The organism is Burkholderia sp. HI2500, from assembly GCF_002223055.1.
GTDB lineage: Bacteria > Pseudomonadota > Gammaproteobacteria > Burkholderiales > Burkholderiaceae > Burkholderia.
The window spans coordinates 1,960,108-1,979,682 of record NZ_NKFL01000006.1 but is presented as its reverse complement, the minus strand read 5'-3'; the positions used below and the strand labels follow the sequence as shown (position 1 = coordinate 1,979,682).

The 19,575-nt window shown below is 64.6% G+C and carries 15 protein-coding genes; 6 read left to right on the top strand and 9 right to left on the bottom strand.

The genetic code is table 11. The features are described from left to right. Nucleotides 1–72 precede the first annotated feature (72 nt). Nucleotides 73–999, top strand: a complete 927-nt coding sequence (locus tag CFB45_RS26585; RefSeq protein ID WP_089428105.1) for a LysR family transcriptional regulator — start codon at nt 73–75, stop codon at nt 997–999. On the opposite strand, the gene CFB45_RS26580 is transcribed toward CFB45_RS26585, so the two are convergent. Beyond that, complete coding sequence (locus CFB45_RS26580; RefSeq protein ID WP_089428104.1) at nt 996–2,096, bottom strand: AraC family transcriptional regulator; 1,101 nt, start codon at nt 2,094–2,096, stop codon at nt 996–998. The two genes, CFB45_RS26585 and CFB45_RS26580, sit on opposite strands and share 4 nt — an antisense overlap. Nucleotides 2,097–2,181: 85 nt before the next feature. Between CFB45_RS26580 and CFB45_RS26575 the strand changes: the two genes are divergently transcribed. After that, the gene (locus CFB45_RS26575) at nt 2,182–4,215 is read left to right on the top strand and encodes an NADPH-dependent 2,4-dienoyl-CoA reductase (protein ID WP_089429159.1); all 2,034 of its coding nucleotides are present in this window, start codon (nt 2,182–2,184) and stop codon (nt 4,213–4,215) included. 195 nt (nt 4,216–4,410) lie between these two features. On the opposite strand, the gene CFB45_RS26570 is transcribed toward CFB45_RS26575, so the two are convergent. Both CFB45_RS26570 and CFB45_RS26565 read right to left on the bottom strand, forming a co-directional pair. After that, nucleotides 4,411–4,815 (bottom strand): DUF2471 family protein, encoded by a 405-nt coding sequence (locus CFB45_RS26570; RefSeq protein WP_089428103.1) that lies wholly within the window; start codon nt 4,813–4,815, stop codon nt 4,411–4,413. 164 nt (nt 4,816–4,979) lie between these two features. Next, nucleotides 4,980–5,873 carry a LysR family transcriptional regulator gene (locus tag CFB45_RS26565; RefSeq protein WP_089428102.1) on the bottom strand — a complete coding sequence of 298 codons (894 nt, stop codon included), beginning with the start codon at nt 5,871–5,873 and terminating at the stop codon, nt 4,980–4,982. A gap of 86 nt (nt 5,874–5,959) precedes the next feature. Between CFB45_RS26565 and CFB45_RS26560 the strand changes: the two genes are divergently transcribed. Further along, nucleotides 5,960–6,745 (top strand): NAD(P)H-dependent oxidoreductase, encoded by a 786-nt coding sequence (locus CFB45_RS26560; RefSeq protein WP_089428101.1) that lies wholly within the window; start codon nt 5,960–5,962, stop codon nt 6,743–6,745. Between the two features lie 10 nt (nt 6,746–6,755). On the opposite strand, the gene tssE is transcribed toward CFB45_RS26560, so the two are convergent. From tssE to tssK, 6 genes are all read right to left on the bottom strand, one after another. Next, on the bottom strand, nt 6,756–7,178 hold the full coding sequence (tssE, locus tag CFB45_RS26555) for a type VI secretion system baseplate subunit TssE (protein ID WP_089428100.1): 423 nt from the start codon (nt 7,176–7,178) through the stop codon (nt 6,756–6,758). Beyond that, the gene (tssH, locus tag CFB45_RS26550; protein ID WP_089428099.1) at nt 7,175–9,883 is read right to left on the bottom strand and encodes a type VI secretion system ATPase TssH; all 2,709 of its coding nucleotides are present in this window, start codon (nt 9,881–9,883) and stop codon (nt 7,175–7,177) included. Before tssH ends, tssE begins: the two co-directional genes overlap by 4 nt. Nucleotides 9,884–9,976: 93 nt before the next feature. Continuing rightward, the gene (locus CFB45_RS26545) at nt 9,977–10,462 is read right to left on the bottom strand and encodes an Hcp family type VI secretion system effector (protein WP_006750272.1); all 486 of its coding nucleotides are present in this window, start codon (nt 10,460–10,462) and stop codon (nt 9,977–9,979) included. A 94-nt stretch (nt 10,463–10,556) separates the two neighbouring features. Then, nucleotides 10,557–12,191, bottom strand: a complete 1,635-nt coding sequence (locus CFB45_RS26540) for an OmpA family protein (RefSeq protein ID WP_256978443.1) — start codon at nt 12,189–12,191, stop codon at nt 10,557–10,559. 140 nt (nt 12,192–12,331) lie between these two features. Next, nucleotides 12,332–13,087, bottom strand: a complete 756-nt coding sequence (locus CFB45_RS26535; protein ID WP_179255103.1) for a DotU family type IV/VI secretion system protein — start codon at nt 13,085–13,087, stop codon at nt 12,332–12,334. Continuing rightward, on the bottom strand, nt 13,087–14,436 hold the full coding sequence (gene tssK / locus CFB45_RS26530) for a type VI secretion system baseplate subunit TssK (RefSeq protein WP_089429157.1): 1,350 nt from the start codon (nt 14,434–14,436) through the stop codon (nt 13,087–13,089). Before tssK ends, CFB45_RS26535 begins: the two co-directional genes overlap by 1 nt. Nucleotides 14,437–15,012: 576 nt before the next feature. On the opposite strand from tssK, the gene tssB reads away from it, so the two are divergent. The 3 genes from tssB (at nt 15,013) to CFB45_RS26515 (ending at nt 19,568) form a co-directional block, all read left to right on the top strand. Then, the gene (gene tssB, locus CFB45_RS26525) at nt 15,013–15,525 is read left to right on the top strand and encodes a type VI secretion system contractile sheath small subunit (protein ID WP_089428097.1); all 513 of its coding nucleotides are present in this window, start codon (nt 15,013–15,015) and stop codon (nt 15,523–15,525) included. A gap of 73 nt (nt 15,526–15,598) precedes the next feature. Further along, nucleotides 15,599–17,149, top strand: a complete 1,551-nt coding sequence (gene tssC / locus CFB45_RS26520; protein ID WP_089428096.1) for a type VI secretion system contractile sheath large subunit — start codon at nt 15,599–15,601, stop codon at nt 17,147–17,149. A 79-nt stretch (nt 17,150–17,228) separates the two neighbouring features. After that, nucleotides 17,229–19,568, top strand: a complete 2,340-nt coding sequence (locus tag CFB45_RS26515; protein ID WP_089428095.1) for a type VI secretion system Vgr family protein — start codon at nt 17,229–17,231, stop codon at nt 19,566–19,568. Nucleotides 19,569–19,575 lie beyond the last annotated feature (7 nt).

The window sequence follows — 19,575 nt, the reverse complement described above, 5'->3', positions numbered from 1 at the left end:
TGAACTTGCGAACAAGAAGACAAACGAATAATCTTTCTTGGATCTAGAAGATTATCGAATGGATGGGGCACGATGCTGGATCTGGATCTGGATCTGGATCTGGATCTGGATCTGGATCTGGATTTGCTGCACGCGTTCGTCGCCGTGGCCGAGACGGGCAGCTTCACGGCGGCTGCCGACGTCGTCGGCCGTTCGCAATCGGCCGTCAGCCAGAAAGTGTTGCGGCTCGAGGAGGCGCTGGGCGTGCGCGTGTTCGAGCGCACGAGCCGCTCGCTGAGGCTGACGCAGGAAGGTGAGCGCGTGCTCGCCGGCGGGCGGCGGTTGCTGGCGCAGTATGACGCGTTCATGCGCGAATGGCGGGAGCCGCAGCGAGTCGAGCGGTTGCGGCTCGGCGTCTCCGAAAATCTCGTGCACGCGCAATTGCCGCTCATCCTCGCGCGCTTCGGCGAGCGCTTCCCGGCCGTTCAGCTGGAACTCGTCACCGGATCGAGCCCGGAACTCGCCGACGCGCATCGGGCCGGCCTGCTCGACGTGGTCTTCGCCCGGCAGAAGCAGGAAGGCGCGCCACTGCGCGGCCGCGTGATCTGGCGCGAGCCGCTGGTGTGGCTGGCCGCGAAAAACTACCGGAACGACCCGGGCCGCCCTGCGCGCCTCGTCATGATGCCGCCGCCTTGCGCCTATCGCGAAGTGATGACCGAAAGCCTGGATGCGGCACGCCGCGAATGGTCGGTGGGCTGCACGGCCAGCAATCTCACCGGCGTGCAGGCCGCGGTGGCGGGTGGGTTGGGGGTCACCGCGCTGGGCAAGTCGTTCCTGCAGCCCGGCATGAAGATCCTGCCGACGTCCGCGCAATGGCCGGCGCTGCCCGCGTCCGAAGTTGCCGTGATCGGTGAGGGCCCGGCCACGCAGCCCGTCGTCGAGCCGCTCGTCGGAATGTTCGTCGAAGTCCTGACGGCGCGTGCGTCGACGAGCCTGGATGCGACGATCGAATCGGATTAGCGTGCGCTGTCCGGCTTCTGTCCGGTCAACCCGGCAGCCGCTTCACGATATGCACTCGGCGTCTGCCCGGCCCAGCGCCGGAACGCGCGCGTGAAATTGGCCGGGTCGGTGAATTGCAGCCGCTCGGCGATCGTCTTCAGGTCGAGATCCGACGCGGCAAGCAACTGCTTCGCGTCGCGAAACCGCGCTTCGTCGAGCAATTGCCGATAGCTCGAGCCGGCTTCCTCGAGCCGGCGTCGCAGTGTGCGGGTCGACACGAGCAGCGCGTCGGCGAGCGTCTCCGGCCCCGGGTAATCGCCGGCCCCGCGTGCCAGCTCCGCGCGCACCCGTTCGACCAGATCGCCTTCCTCCTGGCGCACCTGCGCATACTCGCGCTCCACCTGCACGAGCGCCTGCCGGTGCGCGACTTCGTCGGCGAGCGGCAGCGGCCAGTCGAGCACGTCGCGCGCGATCCACAGCGCGTTGGCGGCGCAGCCGAATTCGACGGGTGGCAATTGATCGCGATAGCGCGCGAAATAAGGCGGCTCCGGCCACGCGAATTGCAGCTTGATCGGCGGCGACTCGCGTCCGACCCATTGCGAAATGTTCTGCGCAAGCCCGGTCAGCACGAATTCGAACATCACGTGATGCTGCAGCACGGGGCTGGCCTGTACGCCGTGCAGTTCGAGCGTCGCGCCGCGTTCGTCTTCTGCATAGGTCAGGCGATATTGGCGATTGCGCATCCGGAAGTAGCGCTGCGTGACGGCGAGCGCTTCCCGGATGTCCCGCGCGGTCAGCGTCGCGTAGCCGAGAAAACCGTGCACGGTCGGCTTCAGCAGCAGCCCGAACGCGAGCCCGATGCCCGGATCGCCGCCGATCTCGATCGCATTGAGCACGAGCCGCCCCCATTGCGACGGCGCGACGCGCGCGTCCGGTTCGGCCAATACGGCATCACGCAGGCCCGTGCCGGCGCGCACGGCGGCCAGATCGACCCCGCGCGCGGCCAGCGCCTGCAGCAACAGGCGTGTATAGGCGACCGGAATCGTCGGCCGGCGCAGCCCGAGGCGGTCCTTGGCGAGAGGGGAGGTCATGTCGTCTTGGCCGGAAATGACAAGCATTATGGCTGTTTGCCCCCTCACGTTCAAGGCGGCGCGCGCCTACGATGTCACGCATCGCTTACTGGCACGAATCGGCACGCTCATCATGACCACGACCTTTCCCCACCTGCTCGCCCCGCTCGATCTCGGCTTCACGACGCTGAAGAACCGCGTGTTGATGGGCTCGATGCACACGGGCCTCGAGGACAGCCGCAAGACGTTGCCGCGGCTCGCCGAATATTTCGCCGAACGCGCCCGCGGCGGCGTCGGACTGATCGTGACGGGCGGCTTCGCGCCGAACGTGGCCGGCTGGACCAAGCCGTTCGGCGGCACGCTGATGACGTCGGCCGCCGCGCGGCGGCATCGCGAGATCACGGAGGCCGTGCACGCGGAGGACGGCAAGATCGCGCTGCAGATCCTGCATACGGGACGCTACGGCTATCACCCGTTCGCGGTCGCGCCGTCGAAGATCAAGTCGCCGATCTCGCCGTTCGCGCCGCACGAACTGAGCGCGCGCGGCGTCGAGCGGCAAATCCGCGCGTTCGTCCGCTGCGCGAAGCTCGCGCGGGAAGCCGGGTATGACGGCGTCGAGATCATGGGCTCCGAAGGCTACCTGATCAACCAGTTCATCTCGATGCATACGAACAAGCGCACCGACCAGTGGGGCGGTTCGTACGAGAACCGGATCCGGCTGCCGATCGAGATCATCGAGCGCACGCGCGAAGCGGTCGGCCGCGATTTCATCCTGATCTACCGGCTGTCGATGCTCGACCTGATTCCGGACGGCAGCGACTGGAGCGAAACCGTGCAGCTCGCGAAGGCCGTCGAGCGCGCGGGCGCGACCATCATCAACACGGGGATCGGCTGGCACGAGGCGCGGGTGCCGACGATCGCGACGTCGGTGCCGCGCGGCGCGTTCGCGTGGGTGACGAAGAAGATGAAGGGCGAGGTCGGCATTCCGCTCGTGACGACCAACCGCATCAACCGTCCCGAAGTGGCCGAGCAGATCCTCGCGGACGGCTGCGCGGACATGGTGTCGATGGCGCGCCCGCTGCTCGCGGATGCGGAGTTCGTCGTCAAGGCCGCGCAGGGCCGTGCCGACGAGATCAATACGTGCATCGGCTGCAACCAGGCGTGCCTCGATCACGCGTTCAGGAACAAGATTGCGTCGTGCCTGCTGAACCCGCGCGCGTGCCACGAGACGGAACTGAAATACACGCCCACCGCGCAGCCAAAGCGCATCGCGGTGGTCGGCGCGGGGCCGGCCGGGCTCGCATGCTCGACCGTGCTTGCGCAGCGCGGCCATCAGGTCGATTTGTTCGACGGCGCGGCCGAGATCGGCGGCCAGTTCAACATGGCGAAGCGGATTCCGGGCAAGGAAGAGTTTCACGAAGCGCTGAGCTACTTCGGCCGCCAGGTCGAGCTGACCGGCGTGAACCTGCACCTGAACCGCCGCGTCGACGCGAGCGACCTGATCGCGGGCGGCTACGACGAGATCGTGCTCGCGACCGGCGTCGCGCCGCGCGACCCGAAGATCCCGGGGCAGGACGGGCCGAACGTGCTCAGCTACATCGACGTGCTCGCGGGCCGGCAGCCGGTCGGCCGGCGTGTCGCGGTGGTCGGGGCGGGCGGGATCGGCTTCGATGTCGCCGAGTACCTGGTGCAGGAGGGCGAATCGCCGGCGCTCGACCTGGAAGAGTGGAAGGCCGAGTGGGGCGTGACCGACCCGGCCGCGACGCGCGGCGGCGTGACGCGTGCGCAGGTGACGGCGCCGGCGCGTGAAGTGACGCTGCTGCAGCGCAAGGCCGCGCCGCTCGGCAAGGGGCTCGGCAAGACGACCGGCTGGATTCACCGCGCGACGCTGAAGATGAAGCAGGTGAAGATGATCGGCGGCGTGAACTATGAACAGATCGACGCGCGCGGGCTACACGTGTCATACGGCGAGCAGCGCACCGATCACGAGTTGATCGAAGCCGACACGATCGTGCTCTGCACGGGGCAGGAGCCGCAGCGCGCGTTGCTCGAGCCGCTGCAGGCGGCTGGGCGCTCGGTGCACCTGATCGGCGGCGCGGAACTGGCCGCCGAACTCGACGCGAAGCGCGCGATCGATCAGGGCTCGCGGCTCGCCGCGCGGCTGTAACGAGCGGTCGCTGCGACGGCCCCTTTAAGGTACGCCGCGTGGCGGTGATCCGCTTGTGCGGCGATTCGTGGCTCGCCGTCTGCCGCCCCGATTCGCTCGCGCAGGACTGACATGAGCCGCAGCGCCGGCCGCGTCGCCACGTAATGTGGCGGCGCTACCCCGACAGACCGTGACGGCGACTGGCCATCACACGGCTCAGGCCGCTTCGGCCCGTTCTTCCTCTTCCGCTTCCAGCATCGCCTTGACGATGAGGTAGATGGCCGGCAGGTCGTCATCGTCGCGGCGCCAGTCGACCGGCTCCTCGACATCCGCGGCGAGCAGGCGGCTGTCGCGCAGCCGGATGAACGCGTCGACGACGGCCGGATCGTTGCGGCTCAGGAAGCCGGCATTCGAGAATGCCAGCTCTTCGACGTTCAGCAGTGCCTGCCAGCTCATCGTGCGCACGGCCGCGGGATGGGTGCGGCGCCGCAGGCCGAGCGCCCGCTGCGCGGGGCCGCCTGCGACACGCTGCAGATCGACGACCGCCCGCTGCGCGGCGCGCTCGAAGTGGACGGGGTTGAAGCCGGGTTGCTCGGGATCGAATGCGGATGCCTGGAACATGGTCGCCTCACAAAAGTCCGTTCGTCTGTGAATGACGGAATTCGGGTCAAATGGTGCAAAAGCACTGTAAATATATACAGTGTTTGGCGCGGTTTCAACCCCCGGATGAAGGATTTCGTGCGATGGCGATCGAAGCAGGCGGCCGCCCCGGGCACGCGACCGATCTACACCGCTGCCGCGATCGTCTCCCGCAACCACCGATGCGCCGGATCGCGATGCACGCGTTCGTGCCACAGCATCGACATTTCATAGCCGGGCACGTCGACGGGCGCGGCCACGACACGCAGCGCGGGCACGTCGCGCACCAGCCGCTCGGGCACCATCGCGACGAGATTGGTACTCGCCACGGCCGACAGCACGAACAGGAAATGCGGCACCGACAGCACGACGCGCCGCGTGGCGCCCACCTTCGCGAGCGCTTCGTCCGTCACGCCGAAGAAGCCACCGCCGTCGGGCGACACGATCACGTGCTCGAGCGTGCCGAACTGCGCGAGCGTCGGGCGCCGCTTCAGCTTCGGGTGCCCGGCACGGCCGATGAGCACGTAACGCTCGGCGAACAGCGGCAAGCGCCGCATCCCGGGCGGCGACGCTTCGGTCATATGAAAGACGAGGTCGATGCCGTTTCGTTCGGTATCCTGCTCGATGCGCGGCGGTACCAGCTCGACCACGGCGAGGCGTGTGGCGGGCGCGGCCGAACGCAGCGTGTTCAGCGCGGGCAGCACGATCGTCGATTCGCCGTAGTCGGTCGCGGCCACGCGCCACGTGTTCGTCGCAGTCGCGGGATCGAACGGCGTGGCCGGAATGACCGCGCGCTCGACCGCTTCGAGCGCATCGCGCAACGGTTCGCGCAGCGCTTCCGCGCGCGCGGTCGGCCGCATTCCACGCGGCCCCGGCAGCAGCAGCGGATCGCCGAACACGTCGCGCAGCTTCTGCAATTGCACGCTCACCGACGGCTGCGACATGTTCAGTTTCTCGGCCGCGCGCGTGACGTTGTGCTCGACGAGCAGCACGTCCAGCGTGACGAGCAGATTGAGATCGAGTCGTCTGAAATTATTCATGGCTATACCTGGAATATCAGGAATTCATTTCAAATATACCGTTGGCGGCGGCATCCTGCAGTCATTCAATCAACGGAGTACCGAACATGAATGTGCTGATCGTCTATGCCCATCCCGAACCGCGTTCGCTGAACGGCGCATTGCGTGACTTCTCCGTCGCCCATCTCGAAGCGGCCGGCCACACGGTGCAGGTGACCGACCTGTATGCGATGAACTGGAAGGCGGCGTTCGACGCGGACGACTTGACCGGGCGTGAGCCGGACGCGCGCTTCGATCCGTCGAACGACTCGAAGCACGCGTTTGCAACCGGCACGCAGCGCGAAGACATCGTGCGCGAGCAGGACAAGCTGCGGTGGGCCGATGCGGTGATCTTGCAGTTCCCGCTGTGGTGGTTCTCGATGCCGGCGATCATGAAGGGCTGGTTCGAGCGCGTGTATGCGTGCGGCTTCGCTTACGGCGTGGGCGAGCATTCCGACACGCACTGGGGTAATCGTTATGGAGAAGGTTCGCTTGCCGGCAAGCGCGCGATGGTGATCGTCACGGCGGGCGGGTGGGAGTCGCATTACAGCCCGCGTGGCATCAACGGACCGATCGACGACGTGCTGTTCCCGATCCAGCACGGGATGCTGTATTACCCGGGCTTCGCGGTGCTGCCGCCGTTCGTGATCTACCGGACGGGGAAGATGAACGACGCGCGCTTCGACGAAACGCGTGCGGCGCTCGGCAAGCGCCTGGACGAACTGTGGACCACGCAGCCGATCCCGTTCCGCCGGCAGAACGCGGGCGATTACGAGATTCCGGCGTTGACGCTGAAGGACGGGATCGTGCCGGGGAAGGTGGGGTATGCGGTGCATCTGGCGCACGAGGGCTGATCGCGCGTGGTCATGAGCGGGCGACGTACCGTTCGATGCGCAGACGACCGGGCGGCTCGAAGTAAGTGCCGAAACGCACGAGCCCCGCGTTCTTCAGGTGGCAGGTCATCTCGAAGCTGACGAGGATGCCAGGATCGCGGTCATCGACGATTCCGACGTCGATCGAGCGGATGCGCGGCTCATACTTCAACAGCGTTGCTTCCATTTGCTGCTTGAGCAAATGCGCCGACGCGGGCAGAGCCTTGTAGATGTTCGTCAGGTCGGGTAGGCCATAGTCGGGCAGGTGTTTCAGCGCGCCTGCCCGCGTGTTGAGAATGCGGCGCACGTTCTGCTGAACGCTCAGGCATTCGAGTGTGCGGTCGTCGTAAGCGCCGATCGGTTCGCCGCCGATCTGGCCGAGCAGCATGTCGTAGAGGGACGGGCCGGCGGTCATCGATGGCTCCGTTGGCCTGCGCCTTCGTTGACGGCCCGCGGTACGTCGATGAAATCGATTGTCATCGTACCGTCGGGCGCTGCCGACAGCAGGATTTCACTCGGCGTGACACCTTCGGCCATCCGGGCAAGCAGTTCGTGCGAGACAACCGGCAGCACGCGTTGATTGAGGAACGCGTCGACGCTGCGTGCGCCGGATTCCCGCGACACGCAGCGTTGCGCGATCGATTCGATCAGGTCGTCGGCGTACGTCAGTGTCACGGCATGTTGCCGATGGAGGCGCCGGGCAATCTTGCCCAGTTTGATGCGCACGATCGACGCGAGCGCGGCGGCGTCGAGCGGCCGGTAGACGAGTGTCTGGAAGCGTGCGAGCAGCGCCGGCTGGAAGTGCGCGACCAGTTGTGAGTGAATGGCTTCTCGCAGGCCTGCCTGCGTAATCGACGCGCCGTCGGCTGTCGCGTCGTCGATTTCTGCACTGCCGAGATTGGACGTCATCACGATCACGCAGTTGCGGAAATCGATCTCGCGCCCCTCGCCGTCGCGCATCGTGCCACGGTCGAACACTTGATAGAAGATGTCGAGCACGTCGCGATGCGCCTTCTCGACTTCGTCCAGCAGGACGACGCTGTACGGGCGCTGACGTACCGCTTCGGTCAGCACGCCGCCGCGTCCATAGCCGACGTAGCCGGGCGGCGAGCCCTTGAGTTGCGACACCGTGTGCGCTTCCTGGTACTCGGACAGATTGATCGTCGTCAGTGCGGCTTCTCCGCCGAACAGCAGGTCGGCGAGCGCCAGTGCGGTTTCAGTCTTGCCGATGCCGGATGGTCCGGCCAGCAGGAACACGCCGAGCGGTGCGTGTTCGCTTTTCAGGCCCGCCTTGGCGGTGCGCAGGCTCTCGGCCAGTGCAGCGATCGCGTCGTCTTGTGCAATGACGCGGGCAGCGAGCGTCGCCTCGAGCGCGAGCAGGCTGCGCAATTCGTCCTCGACGAGATTGCCGACCGGCACGCCCGTCCATTCGGCGACGACACGCGCGATGGATTGTGCGTCGACGTCGGGCGAAATCATCGGTGCTTTACCCTGAACGGTCGATAACGCATCGATCGTGTTGGAGACGGCGACCGGATCGGGCGCCCGCTCGGACGCGCTGCGCAGCGTACGTAATATCCCGACGAGCTTGCGTTCCCGTGTGTACTGGCCGAGCAGCGCATCGGCAGTGTCGCGCAGGGTGTTGTGATCGATGTCGATGGCGGCGCGCCGTCCGGCGATATCGGCAATCCCGGCGCCGGCGTCCGCATCGAGTGCGGCGCGCTCCAGTTCGAGCGCCGCCAGCGTTGCGCGAGCCTGTTGCAGTTCCGTCGGCGGGACGTCGAGCGCCATCCGCACGCGTGCCGCCGCCGTGTCGATCAGGTCGACCGCCTTGTCCGGGAGCAACCGGGCCGGGATGTAGCGGCGCGACAGCCGCACGGCCGCGACGATCGCTTCGTCTCGGATGTGGACGTCGTGATGCTTCGCGTATCGGCTCGCAAGCCCGCGCAGCATCACGCAGGCCGTATCGTCGTCCGGTTCGTCGACCTTGATCACCTGGAAACGTCGTTCGAGCGCGGCATCGCGTTCGAAGTATTCCTTGTATTCGGCCCACGTGGTGGCCGCGATCGTGCGCAATTCGCCGCGCGCGAGCGCCGGCTTCAGCAGGTTGGCCGCGTCGGCGCCGCCGGCGGCGTTGCCTGCGCCGATCAACGTGTGCGCTTCGTCGATGAACAGCAGGATCGGCGTGGCCGAAGCCCGCACTTCGTCGATGACGTTCTTCAGCCGTTGTTCGAATTCGCCTTTCACGCCCGCACCGGCTTGCAGCAAGCCGAGATCGAGCGTCAGGATGCGCGTATCCCGGATCGTTTCCGGCACGCTGCCTTCGACTACGCGCAATGCGAGCCCTTCGACCAGCGCGGTCTTGCCTACGCCGGGCTCGCCGACGAGGATCGGATTGTTCTTGCGGCGCCGTGCGAGCACGTCGATCATCTGCCTGATCTCCCGGTCGCGGCCGAAGACAGGATCGATCTCGCCACGACGCGCTTTTTCGGTCAGGTCGAGTGCGAAGCGCGCGAGCGCGTCAGGTTCGACCGTGCGCGCTGGGGTGTGTTGCGGGGAGGTGGCCGACGGCGTCGTGCCGTCGGCGGGCAGATCGCCGGCCGAGTCGGTTTCGCGCGCTCGTATGGGGTCGTCGCCGGCGTTTTCGCACGACCGTCGTCCAAGCCGCGGCAGCACGCGCTGGATCTGCACGCTGGAGACCGACAGCAGTGGCCACGCACGCTGCGTTCGCAGCACGTGCGGCGCATCGACGATGGCCTGCAGCAGATGTCCGGAGCGAATGGTGCCGGCGCGATCGTCGGCCATCGCATGCACCCACGCATCCTCGATCACGGTGGCGAGCTGTCGCGACAGCGCCGGCATGCCGCGCAACGTGCGTGGAATGCGGTCGATCACCTCGATCATTGCCTCCCAGACGGCATCGATGTCGAGATCGTAGTGGCGCAGCAGCGCGGGAATGTCGCCATCGTCCGCCTCGATCAGCTTCAACACCCAGTGTTCGACCGCGATTTCGTCGGCGAGCCGGGTCTGGCAAAGACTCGCGGCGGCTTCGAGCGCACGCGTGCAGTGGGGATTGAGGCAGCGAATGAGATGGGAAGCGTCCCGGAGCGGCGGCGTCATGTCGGTAGCGGGTCAGGAGGGGAGGAGGGCGGTTGCCGGGAGCGGCGGAATTCCCGTCGCGCGAGCGACGGAATCCGCCAGCTGTTCAGTCCATCAGGAACGTTCGTTCCAGGTGTCCTTGTGGATGATGTTGCCGTCCTTGTAGGACCACGTGATCGTCTCGTAACGCAGTTCAACGTCTTCGAGATGGTTGTGCTTCTCGTAGTCGGGGTTCTTGATGTCGAGCATCTTTGGCTTCACCGCGACGATCTTCACGTTGTCGAGTTTCGTGTTGAAGTATTCCTTCTCCTTGCCCGCGTCGTCGATCCGGTACCACTTGATCTCGACCGACTTCAGCGTCTGGCCGCTCGTCACAGCCTTGTACAGATAGGGCGTCGATGCGTCCGTCTCCTTCGTCAGCGTGATCGGCTTGTGCACGCGCGTGCCGGTCAGCTTGCCCGTATTGCCGTCGGTTGGAATGTGCACGCCGTGATCGAACGCAACCAGTTCGACGCTGCCCTCGCGATCCTGGACGGTCACCGAACCCTTGATGTCCGCACCGCCGTCGTCCTTGAGCCACATGTAGGCCGGAATTGCCATTTGTTCACTCCTTCTTCTTCGTACTACGAATCGCCGGAATCGGATTCCGGCGTTGACAAACCCGAGGCGGCCGCCTCGGGAACCCAAACGCGTATTACTTCGCGGCACCGGTCGGGACGGCAGGCACCGGTGTATCGGGCACGAGCGTGATCTCGACCCGACGATTCTTTGCTCGCCCCTCCGGTGTGGCGTTATCCGCGACCGGTCGCGTATCGCCATAGCCCTGGATCGCGAACTGTGTCGGTGCGATGCCGGATGCCTCGACGAGCCAGTCGCGCACGGCCGACGCTCGCTCGATCGACAGCTTCAGGTTGCGATCGGGCCGGCCCTGATCGTCTGCATAGCCGGCGACGAGCACGCGCTTGCCGGGATGTGCATTGATCAGTGCGAGCGCATCGACCATCGCGCGCGTGGTGCCCGTCTTGAGCTGCGCTTTGCCACTGTCGAACAGCGACATGCTGTCCAGCGTGACGACGGCGGGCGGCGGTGGGGGCGGTTCATACGAGGCGATGGCTTCGTTGAGGACCGGCAGCAGCGGTGCACCGTGATAAGTGCCGAACGACAGCCGGAGCGGAACGCCGACACGCGCGTACCGGTCGAGCTGATCGCGATCCGACGCAAGGACCCGGAGCGCGTCGCGTTTTGCCGCGTCCTGCGTGGCAGGGATACCGTTGTAGCGTTCGAGGTGCTCGCCGATGCGAGCCATCAGCGCCTCGTTGTTCTTCGCGGCGCAGCAGATGGCGGCGATCGCAGCACAGGCAACGATCGCAATGACGTGCGCGACGGCGGTGATGCGCGGCGATCGCCACGACCGGCGTGGCGTCGCGTCGATCAGCGGCTGCGGCAAGGGCCAGGGCAGCGGCGACGCAGGCAGTGCAGAGGGAGCGATACCCGTCTGGCCGCGTACTTCACGTTCCCACGGTTTGCCGGGGCCCGTTGCCGGGCCATGGTCGATCCAGCCGGCGCCGAACAGCGGCCAGGGCGAGGCGGGCTGGCGTCGATCCGTCAGCGGGTCGAACACGATACGGCGGCTCCATCCGATCATCGACGCGATTCCGGCGGCACGCGCCGCGACCGCCTGGCTTCCGTCGGCATGGAACGCATCCGACTCGGCTGCGTCGATTGCGGCGTCGAAGCGGTGCAGATCGACGATTGCCGATCCCGTCGACATGCCATACCACTGGGCCGCCGATTCACCGGCCGCCGGCATCGTCGCGGCATCTGCGTTCGAGAGTCGCTGATAGAGGGCGACGTAGCCCGGCAGCGACGTGCCGAGCATGCGAGACGCATCCGCAACGGCCTGACGGATCACGCGCAACGACTGCGACAGCGTATCGTCGTTCGCATGAAGGCCCGGCGCGACCGACAGCACGACGCAATCCGGCGCATGGCCGTCGCGCCACTGGCGGACCGCGACAGCGAGCCGGGGGAGATCCTGGGGCCGATCTGCGCGTAACCAGATTGCACCGTCGCCAACATGGACGAAGCGCGAGCGTGCCGTATCGCGATCGAACAAGGCCGGCAGGCCGTCACCGATGACGAGGGCGAGCGGCATTCTCGTGCGCAGAGCGACGGGCAGGTCGGCGGTCGCTGCGCCGAGCTGCGCGATCACGTGTACGTTCCGTTCGCGAGCCCGCGTCAATCTGCGCGAATGCCGCCAGAGGATCAGCACGGAGAGTGCGACGATGAATGCCACCCATCCCCACATGACGCCGCGATCGACGGGCATCACCCCTCCGATGACGGCCAGCGTCAGCGCCGCGGACAGCGTCACGACCGAGCGTAGCGGATAGCCCAGGCCCGACAGGGCCGCGCGTGCCGCATCGGAATCGGTGTGGGTGGCGGCAGGTGGGTGCGTGGTGTCCGAAGTCACGGCCGTTTCACTTTCTGAACGAGTTGTGCCAGTTCCGCATCGAGGATGCGATCCCACGCGAACCAGACGAGTATCGCGATCACGCAGGCCGTTCCCGCGATCGCCCATGGCGACAGGCTTCTGAGACGGTCGATCAGACGCGTGTTCGAGCGATCGGTGACGAAGCCCGGCCGCGTGGCCGGCCGCAACTGATCTATCTGCGCCACCAGTGCGGCGATCAGTGCCTGACGTTTCGCTTCGCCGTCGTGCGCGTCTGCCGATGCGCCCGAGCGGGCGGCGTAGCGTCCGCGGAATCCCAGGCCGAGAACGGCCGCGTAGCATTCGAGCAAGTCGACGTTCGGTGCGGGTTCGCGCATCCGGAACTCGAGCCGTTCGTAAATGCGCGTGCCGGCGTCGTGCGTGCCGAATCGGTCGACCTGCAACGGTCGGGACTCCCAGTCCCCCTTGCTGGCGGCCGGCAGATACCGCAGGGCGGCTTCGTCGATCAGCCCGCACTGGGCGATGACGGCATCGTCCCGTACGTCAGCGGCAATCCCTTGCGCATCGAGCGCTGTCGAGAACTGGGCGACGAGCCGGAGGCATTGCCGACGCAGGTTCTCCTGGTTGTCGACCTGACCGCCGTTCGACAGATGAGAGACGAGCAGCGCCGTATCGCGCAGCAGCGCACGTATCGACGCTCGAGGCGAGTGACCGGACGACGGCTCCCGCGCAAGCAGTGCGGCTTCGTGACGTGTGGAGACGAGGGTGTTCATCAGCGCAGCACCGCATAGAGTTCGATCGACGCGTCGTGAACCGACGCCGGCAGATAGATCTGGCAGGCGCGTGCGGCGAGCATCCTCGCATGCGCGGTGTCGCGCGCATCGAGCGCGAAATAGTGGTTGTCCAGCCGGACCGGAATGGCACCGGGCACCCGCTGCACAGCCTTGAGCGGAATTCCCGCAACGGCGGAATTGACGATATGTTCGACGTCGTCCGGTGCGCCGATCTTGCACAGGCGCGGGAGCTGTTCGACGAGCTCGAATGCCGGCAGTGCGGCGTTGACGGACAGATACCAGTCCGCGGCCCCTTCGACGATGCGTTCGTCGCGGAACTGGCCGACCCAGGTGGTCGGCGTCGTATGCGAGAGCCCGATCGAGACGACCCGTGACGGGATGATCGCGTCGAGCAGATCGCGAATCAGCGATTCGAGCGTCGTGAACACGTCATGGGAGCTCGCATGATCGTAAGGGGGAATATCGGTCAGCGAGACGCGCGTCGAGAACGTGGTCAGCGAGCCGGCCAACTGGGTGAGTACCTGGTACAGGCGATCGGTCGGCTGCCCCGGGTGCGACGCCAGGAAGCGCAGTTGCGGCCAGGCCTGATGAATGCAGTTCAGGAGCCAGAAAAGCTGGACGTCGGCGACGCCGTATTCGGCCACCTGCTCGATGCGCTCGCTGCGGCGCGCACCGAGGATCGAGCTTTTGGCGGCGAGGATATCGGCGATCCGTTGGACGCGCTCGATATGCAGCGCGTGACCGGATAACGTCAGGCAAGGCGGGACATATCGGCGATCGACCTGGAACTGTCCGCTTGTCGTCCGTATCAGTCGTGCGATAGCGCATGCCGTGTCGTCCGCGTGCGACTCGAAGCCGAACAGCAACCGGACGGCGTGGCGCTCGGCGGCGATTTCGGTTTCGCTTGCGCCGTTCAGGTCTGTCACCTTGACGAATTCGCGATACGCGCGCCGCGGGCGGGCCAGCGCCGTTTCGTCGAAGCGGCAGTTGTTGCCGTTCGCATCGGGCAGCGCGAGCGCGGCCAGCACGTCGATGGTCTGGGCATCGACAGGAATTTCGCTGGTCAGGTCGCGCGCGGGCGGCAACGCATCGGCGACGGTCGTGTCGATCGGCGTGCCGTCGGGGAAGCGCAATTGCAGCCGGGTGAGCTTCAGGCGACCGGCGGCAAGAGCCTCTTCGTCGACGTCGACGTTCAGCGTCCCCCACGGCTCAACGGCAATCGCCGAAGCCAGTTGTTGCAGCGCGAACCCGTTCCAGCGTTCCTGCTGCTGGAAATGCTGCTGCGTAAGAATCAGCCCTTCATGCCAGAGCGGTTTGTCGATCCGCATGGTGTGGTTGTAATGATCCATGAATTATGAGGCGCCGATTCTATACATCGTTTTGCGATTTCGTATACCCCGGTTTATTCGAATTTGTTGAAAATCGTGTCGATTAATTTGAGATAAATGGGTATTTATTGTGAGATTGATTCGGTGGGTTTGGTTTTCATGTGTCGAATCATGAGGTGCAGTTTTTTTATTAAGATTATGCCTAGCCTTTGTGTGAAATTTATCGCATAAAAATCATATAGATAGGATGAATTTAAGGATTATTTTGATATCGTTTGCGGGTGGCGTCATGGCGCCGTAGCGTGCGTCGAGAGATCGCGTGAAAGTAGGACAAGTCTTATGCTCGAAAAATTGCCGCGTCGTTAATTTCAGATTTTTTATGTTTCGGGTTTACTCGTTGATAAAGGCCGTGATATTTTCTGCCGCCTGAGTCGGATATCGGGCCGCGAATATCCGACTCGGTCGTCCGTCGATGCACGTTGCGGGGTTCGGCATGGGCGATGCGGACGACGGAGCATCCGTGGTCGTGGGTGCGTGTCGCGGAGTCTTCAAGCTTCCTGAGATAAGGAGAACGAATTGGATAGCTTTCAGCGAGAGATCCCGAAGAGCCGGGTGTCGATCACCCTCGATCTGCATACGGGCGGGGCGCAGAAGAAGGTCGAGCTGCCCCTGAAGCTGCTGGTGGCGGGCGACTTCAGCGCCGGGCGCGAACAGGCGCCGCTGGCCGAGCGCAAGAAGGTAAACATCGACAAGAACAACTTCGATGCGGTGCTGGCCGACTACGCGCCGGATCTCAAGATCGCCGCGGACAACACGCTGGCCGGCGACGGTTCGGAACTGCCCGTCAACCTGTCGTTCCGGTCGATCAAGGATTTCGAGCCCGAGCAGGTGGCGCGCCAGATTCCCGAACTCCAGGCGCTTCTCGCGATGCGCAATCTGCTGCGCGACCTGAAATCGAATCTGCTCGACAACGGCATGTTCCGCCGCGAGTTCGAGAAGGTGCTGAAGGACGATCGCCTGTCCGCGAAGCTGCGCGGCGAGCTCGCGCAGATCGCGACCGCCGCGACGCAGCCGGAAGGGCATGCGTGAACGCCGCTGGGCAAAACGCGCGTTCAGCGCATTCCGCAACATCGTAGCGATTCGATCGCAGACAGGACCCGAGATGAAACCCACTGAAACCCAGCAGAGCGGCGCGACCGAGACCGTCGTGCTGGACGCCCCGCACGGGGATATCGACAGCGTCTATGCGTCGCTGTGCAGCAAGATCAACCTGAAACCGATCAGTGAAGCGCGACCGCTCGAGGCGTTCCGCGACAACGACATGCTGTCCGAGGCATCGGCCGACGAACGGATCGCACGCGGCATGGGCGCGTTCCTCGAACTCGTCGCAAAGGCGAGCCAGCCGGTGGACCGCCTCGACAAATCGCTGCTCGACTTCCATATCGGCCAGATCGACCGGCAGATCGGCCGCCAGCTCGACGCCGTGATGCATACGTCGGAATTCCAGGCGCTCGAAGCGCGCTGGCGCGGCCTGAAGATGCTCGTGAGCCGTACCGATTTCCGCAAGAACGCGCGCATCGAAGTGCTGGACGTATCGAAGGATGCGCTGCAGCGCGACTTCGAGGATACGCCGGAACTCATCCAGAGCGGCTTGTACCGCCTGACGTACATCGAGGAATACGACACGCCGGGGGGCCAGCCGATCAGCGCGATGATCAGCGACTTCGAGTTCGCGAATTCGCCGATGGACGTCGCACTGCTGCGCAACATTTCGAAGGTGGCGGCCGCGGCGCACATGCCGTTCATCGGCTCGGTCGGTCCGGCGTTCTTCGGCAAGCAGTCGATGGAGGAAGTCGCGGCGATCCAGGACATCGGCAACTACTTCGATCGCGCCGAATACATCAAGTGGAAGAGCTTCCGCGATACCGACGACGCCCGTTACGTGGGCCTGACGATGCCGCGCGTGCTCGGCCGTCTGCCGTACGGCAAGGACACGGCACCGGTGCGGGCGTTCAATTACGAGGAGGCCGTCAAGGGCCCCGATCACGACAAGTACCTGTGGATGAATGCGTCGTTCGCGTTCGCGGCGAACATGGTGCGCAGCTTCGTGAGCAACGGCTGGGGCGTGCAGATCCGCGGGCCGCAGGCGGGCGGCAAGGTCGAGGATCTGCCGGTCCACCTGTACGACCTCGGCACCGGCTACCAGCCGAAGATCCCGACCGAGGTGCTGATCCCGGAAACGCGCGAGTTCGAGTTCGCGAATCTCGGTTTCATTCCGTTGTCGTTCTACAAGAACCACGACTTTGCGTGCTTCTTCTCCGCGAACTCGGCGCAGAAGCCTGCGTTGTACGAGACCAAGGAAGCGACCGCGAACAGCCGCATCAATGCACGGCTGCCGTACATCTTCCTGCTGTCGCGCATCGCGCACTACCTGAAGCTGATCCAGCGCGAGAACATCGGCACGACCAAGGATCGTCGTCTGCTCGAACTCGAGCTGAACAACTGGATCAAGGGGCTCGTGACCGAGATGAAGGATCCGGGCGACGAGTTGCAGGCGTCGCATCCGCTGCGCGAGGCGAAGGTCACGGTCGAGGATATCGAGGACAACCCGGGCTTCTTCCGGATCAAGCTGTTCATCGTCCCGCACTTCCAGGTCGAAGGGATGGATATCGGGCTGTCGCTCGTGTCGCAGATGCCGAAGGCCAAGAACTGATCTGACGTTTGATCGTGAGCCGCCGGGGTGACGATGGTTGCCCCGGCGGTGTCGTGTGGTTGCGCAACCGAGAGAGTCGATGTCGATGATTTTGCCTACGCAGGCTTATGAATTGAAGCTGTCGCCGCATCCGGCGCCATTCTCGATCCTGAAGTTCACCGGGCTTGATCGGGTGAGCCAGCTTTATCGGTACGAGATCGAATTCACAAGCCCGATGGCGGGAATTCCGATGGACCAGGTGCTGGGTCGGCCGGCGAAGTTCGTTGCCGATCCGGTCGATCCGGACATGGATTACCTGCGGAAGATGTTCGGGGAGAACGCTGCGCAGTTCAGTGCAAAGCCGGCGGCGTATACGGTGCATGGCGTCATCACGCAGTTCGACGAGCTCGAGACGTCGGCGGACGAAACGCGCTACCGGGTCGTGCTGGAACCGACGCTGGCGGATCTCGATCGTGGCGTGACCAGCCGGCTGTTTCAGAAGCAGTCTGTCGAGGAGATCGTGACCGACACGCTGCGGCACTACGGGTATCGCGCGGGTGTCGATTTCCAGTTCCAGTTGCGCGGGCAGTACAAGCGTCGTGAATACGTGACGCAATATCACGAGACGACGTTTGCCTTCATTCAGCGGATTTGTGCAGAAGCGGGGATCTGGTTTCGCTGGGAGCAGAAGAAGGATCGCGCGGTGGTCGTGTTCGGCGACGATCTAGATGCGTATGCGCGCAAGCAGCGCACGGTGCCGTATCGGCGTGACTCGGGGCTCGAAAGTGTCGGCGCCGATGCGATCAAGACGCTCGGGCGAGAGATGAAGCGTGTGCCGGAGGCCGTGCGGCTGCATGACTACAACCATCGGCAGGCCGGGGTATCGCTGCTGGTCGAGGAAAACACGGCGCGCGACGACAAGACAACGAATGCCGTCGATTACCGCTGGGGCGAGCATTACGAGACGCCCGAAGAGGGGAAGCGGGTTGCTCGGTTGAGACATGAAGCGTATCTGGCCGATCAGATTGCGTTCAAGGGGACGGGCAATCCGTTCTGGCTCGAAGCCGGCGAGGTGATGCGGGTCGAGCCGAAGCCGGCCGACGCGAAGCACGGGGTGTTCGTCACGTCGGTCGAGTCGCACGGCGGGCGGAACGAGGCGTACTGGGTGGCGTTCGAGGGGATTCCGTCGGATCGGGTATGGCGCACGTCGCTGGCTTCGGTTTCGCGGCCGGTGGTCGACGGGATTTTGCCGGCGCGGATTACGTCGCCGGGCAATTACAAGTATGCGTATCTGACCGAACAGGGCTGGTACGTGATCAAGCTGCCGTTCGATCTCGATGAATGGAGCCCGGGTGGGACGAGCCGGCCGGTGCGGTTTGCGAAGCCCTATAGCGGTGACAACTACGGGCATCACTTTCCGTTGATCGATGGGGCGGAGGTGGCGATCGTCCATACGGATGGCGATCCGAACCGGCCGGTGATCATCGGGGCGATGCATGACAGCGTGCATCCGGATCTGGTCAACAACCTGAACCATACGCGGAACCTTATTCGGACGGCTGCGCAGAATGAGTTGCGGATGGAGGATAAGGAGGGCAACGAGCATGTCCACCTGATAACGCCGTTCCGGGCAAGCCAGTTGAATCTGGGGTTCATGGTGGACACCGATCGTAAGGCGCGCGGAAAGGGGGCCGAACTCGCTACCGATGGACACGCGTCGATTCGGGCAGCAGACGGCGTGCTCGTATCGGCCGAGGCACAACCAGGTGGGGCCGGCGAGCAGCTTGCGATGCAAGACGCGGATGCAACGTTCGCGCAGGCTGAAGAAATTCTGCGTTCGCTCAATGATGCCGCGAGCGTTGCAAAGGCACTACAAGCCGAGGCCAACCAGCAACGTGAGCTCATCGAGAAGAAGCTAAGCCGTCTCCAGAAGCCCGTCATTGTTGCGAGTGCACCCGAAGGTGTTGGCATCGCAAGTGGGCAGCACGTTCAGGTCGCTGCACGCAGGCAGATGTTCGTCACAGCGGGCGACGGATTCGATCTCGGCGTAATGAAGCGAATCACGGTGGCGGCCGGTGAGGCGATTTCGTTCCTTGCGGCGAAGCTCGGGATTCGACTCTTCGCAGCAAAGGGCAAGGTCCAGATTCAGGCGCAAGGCGACGGCATGGAACTGATGGCGATGCGGGACATGCAGATGAGTTCGTCGGACGGTGAAATCACGATAACCGGGCGAAAAGGCGTCACGATCGGTGACGGCTCGGGTGCCTATATCAAGCTGTCAGGCGGAAAGATCGTTCTTGGGAGTCCTGCGGGCGAGATCGAGCTGAGAGGCAATCTGACAGTGAACGACGCCGACGGCGGGAGTTTCAAATTCCCGACGTGGTCCGCAGCGCCGCTCAATGACGTAAAGAGCACATTGAATTTCGGATTCTCGGAGTAAGCCTGAT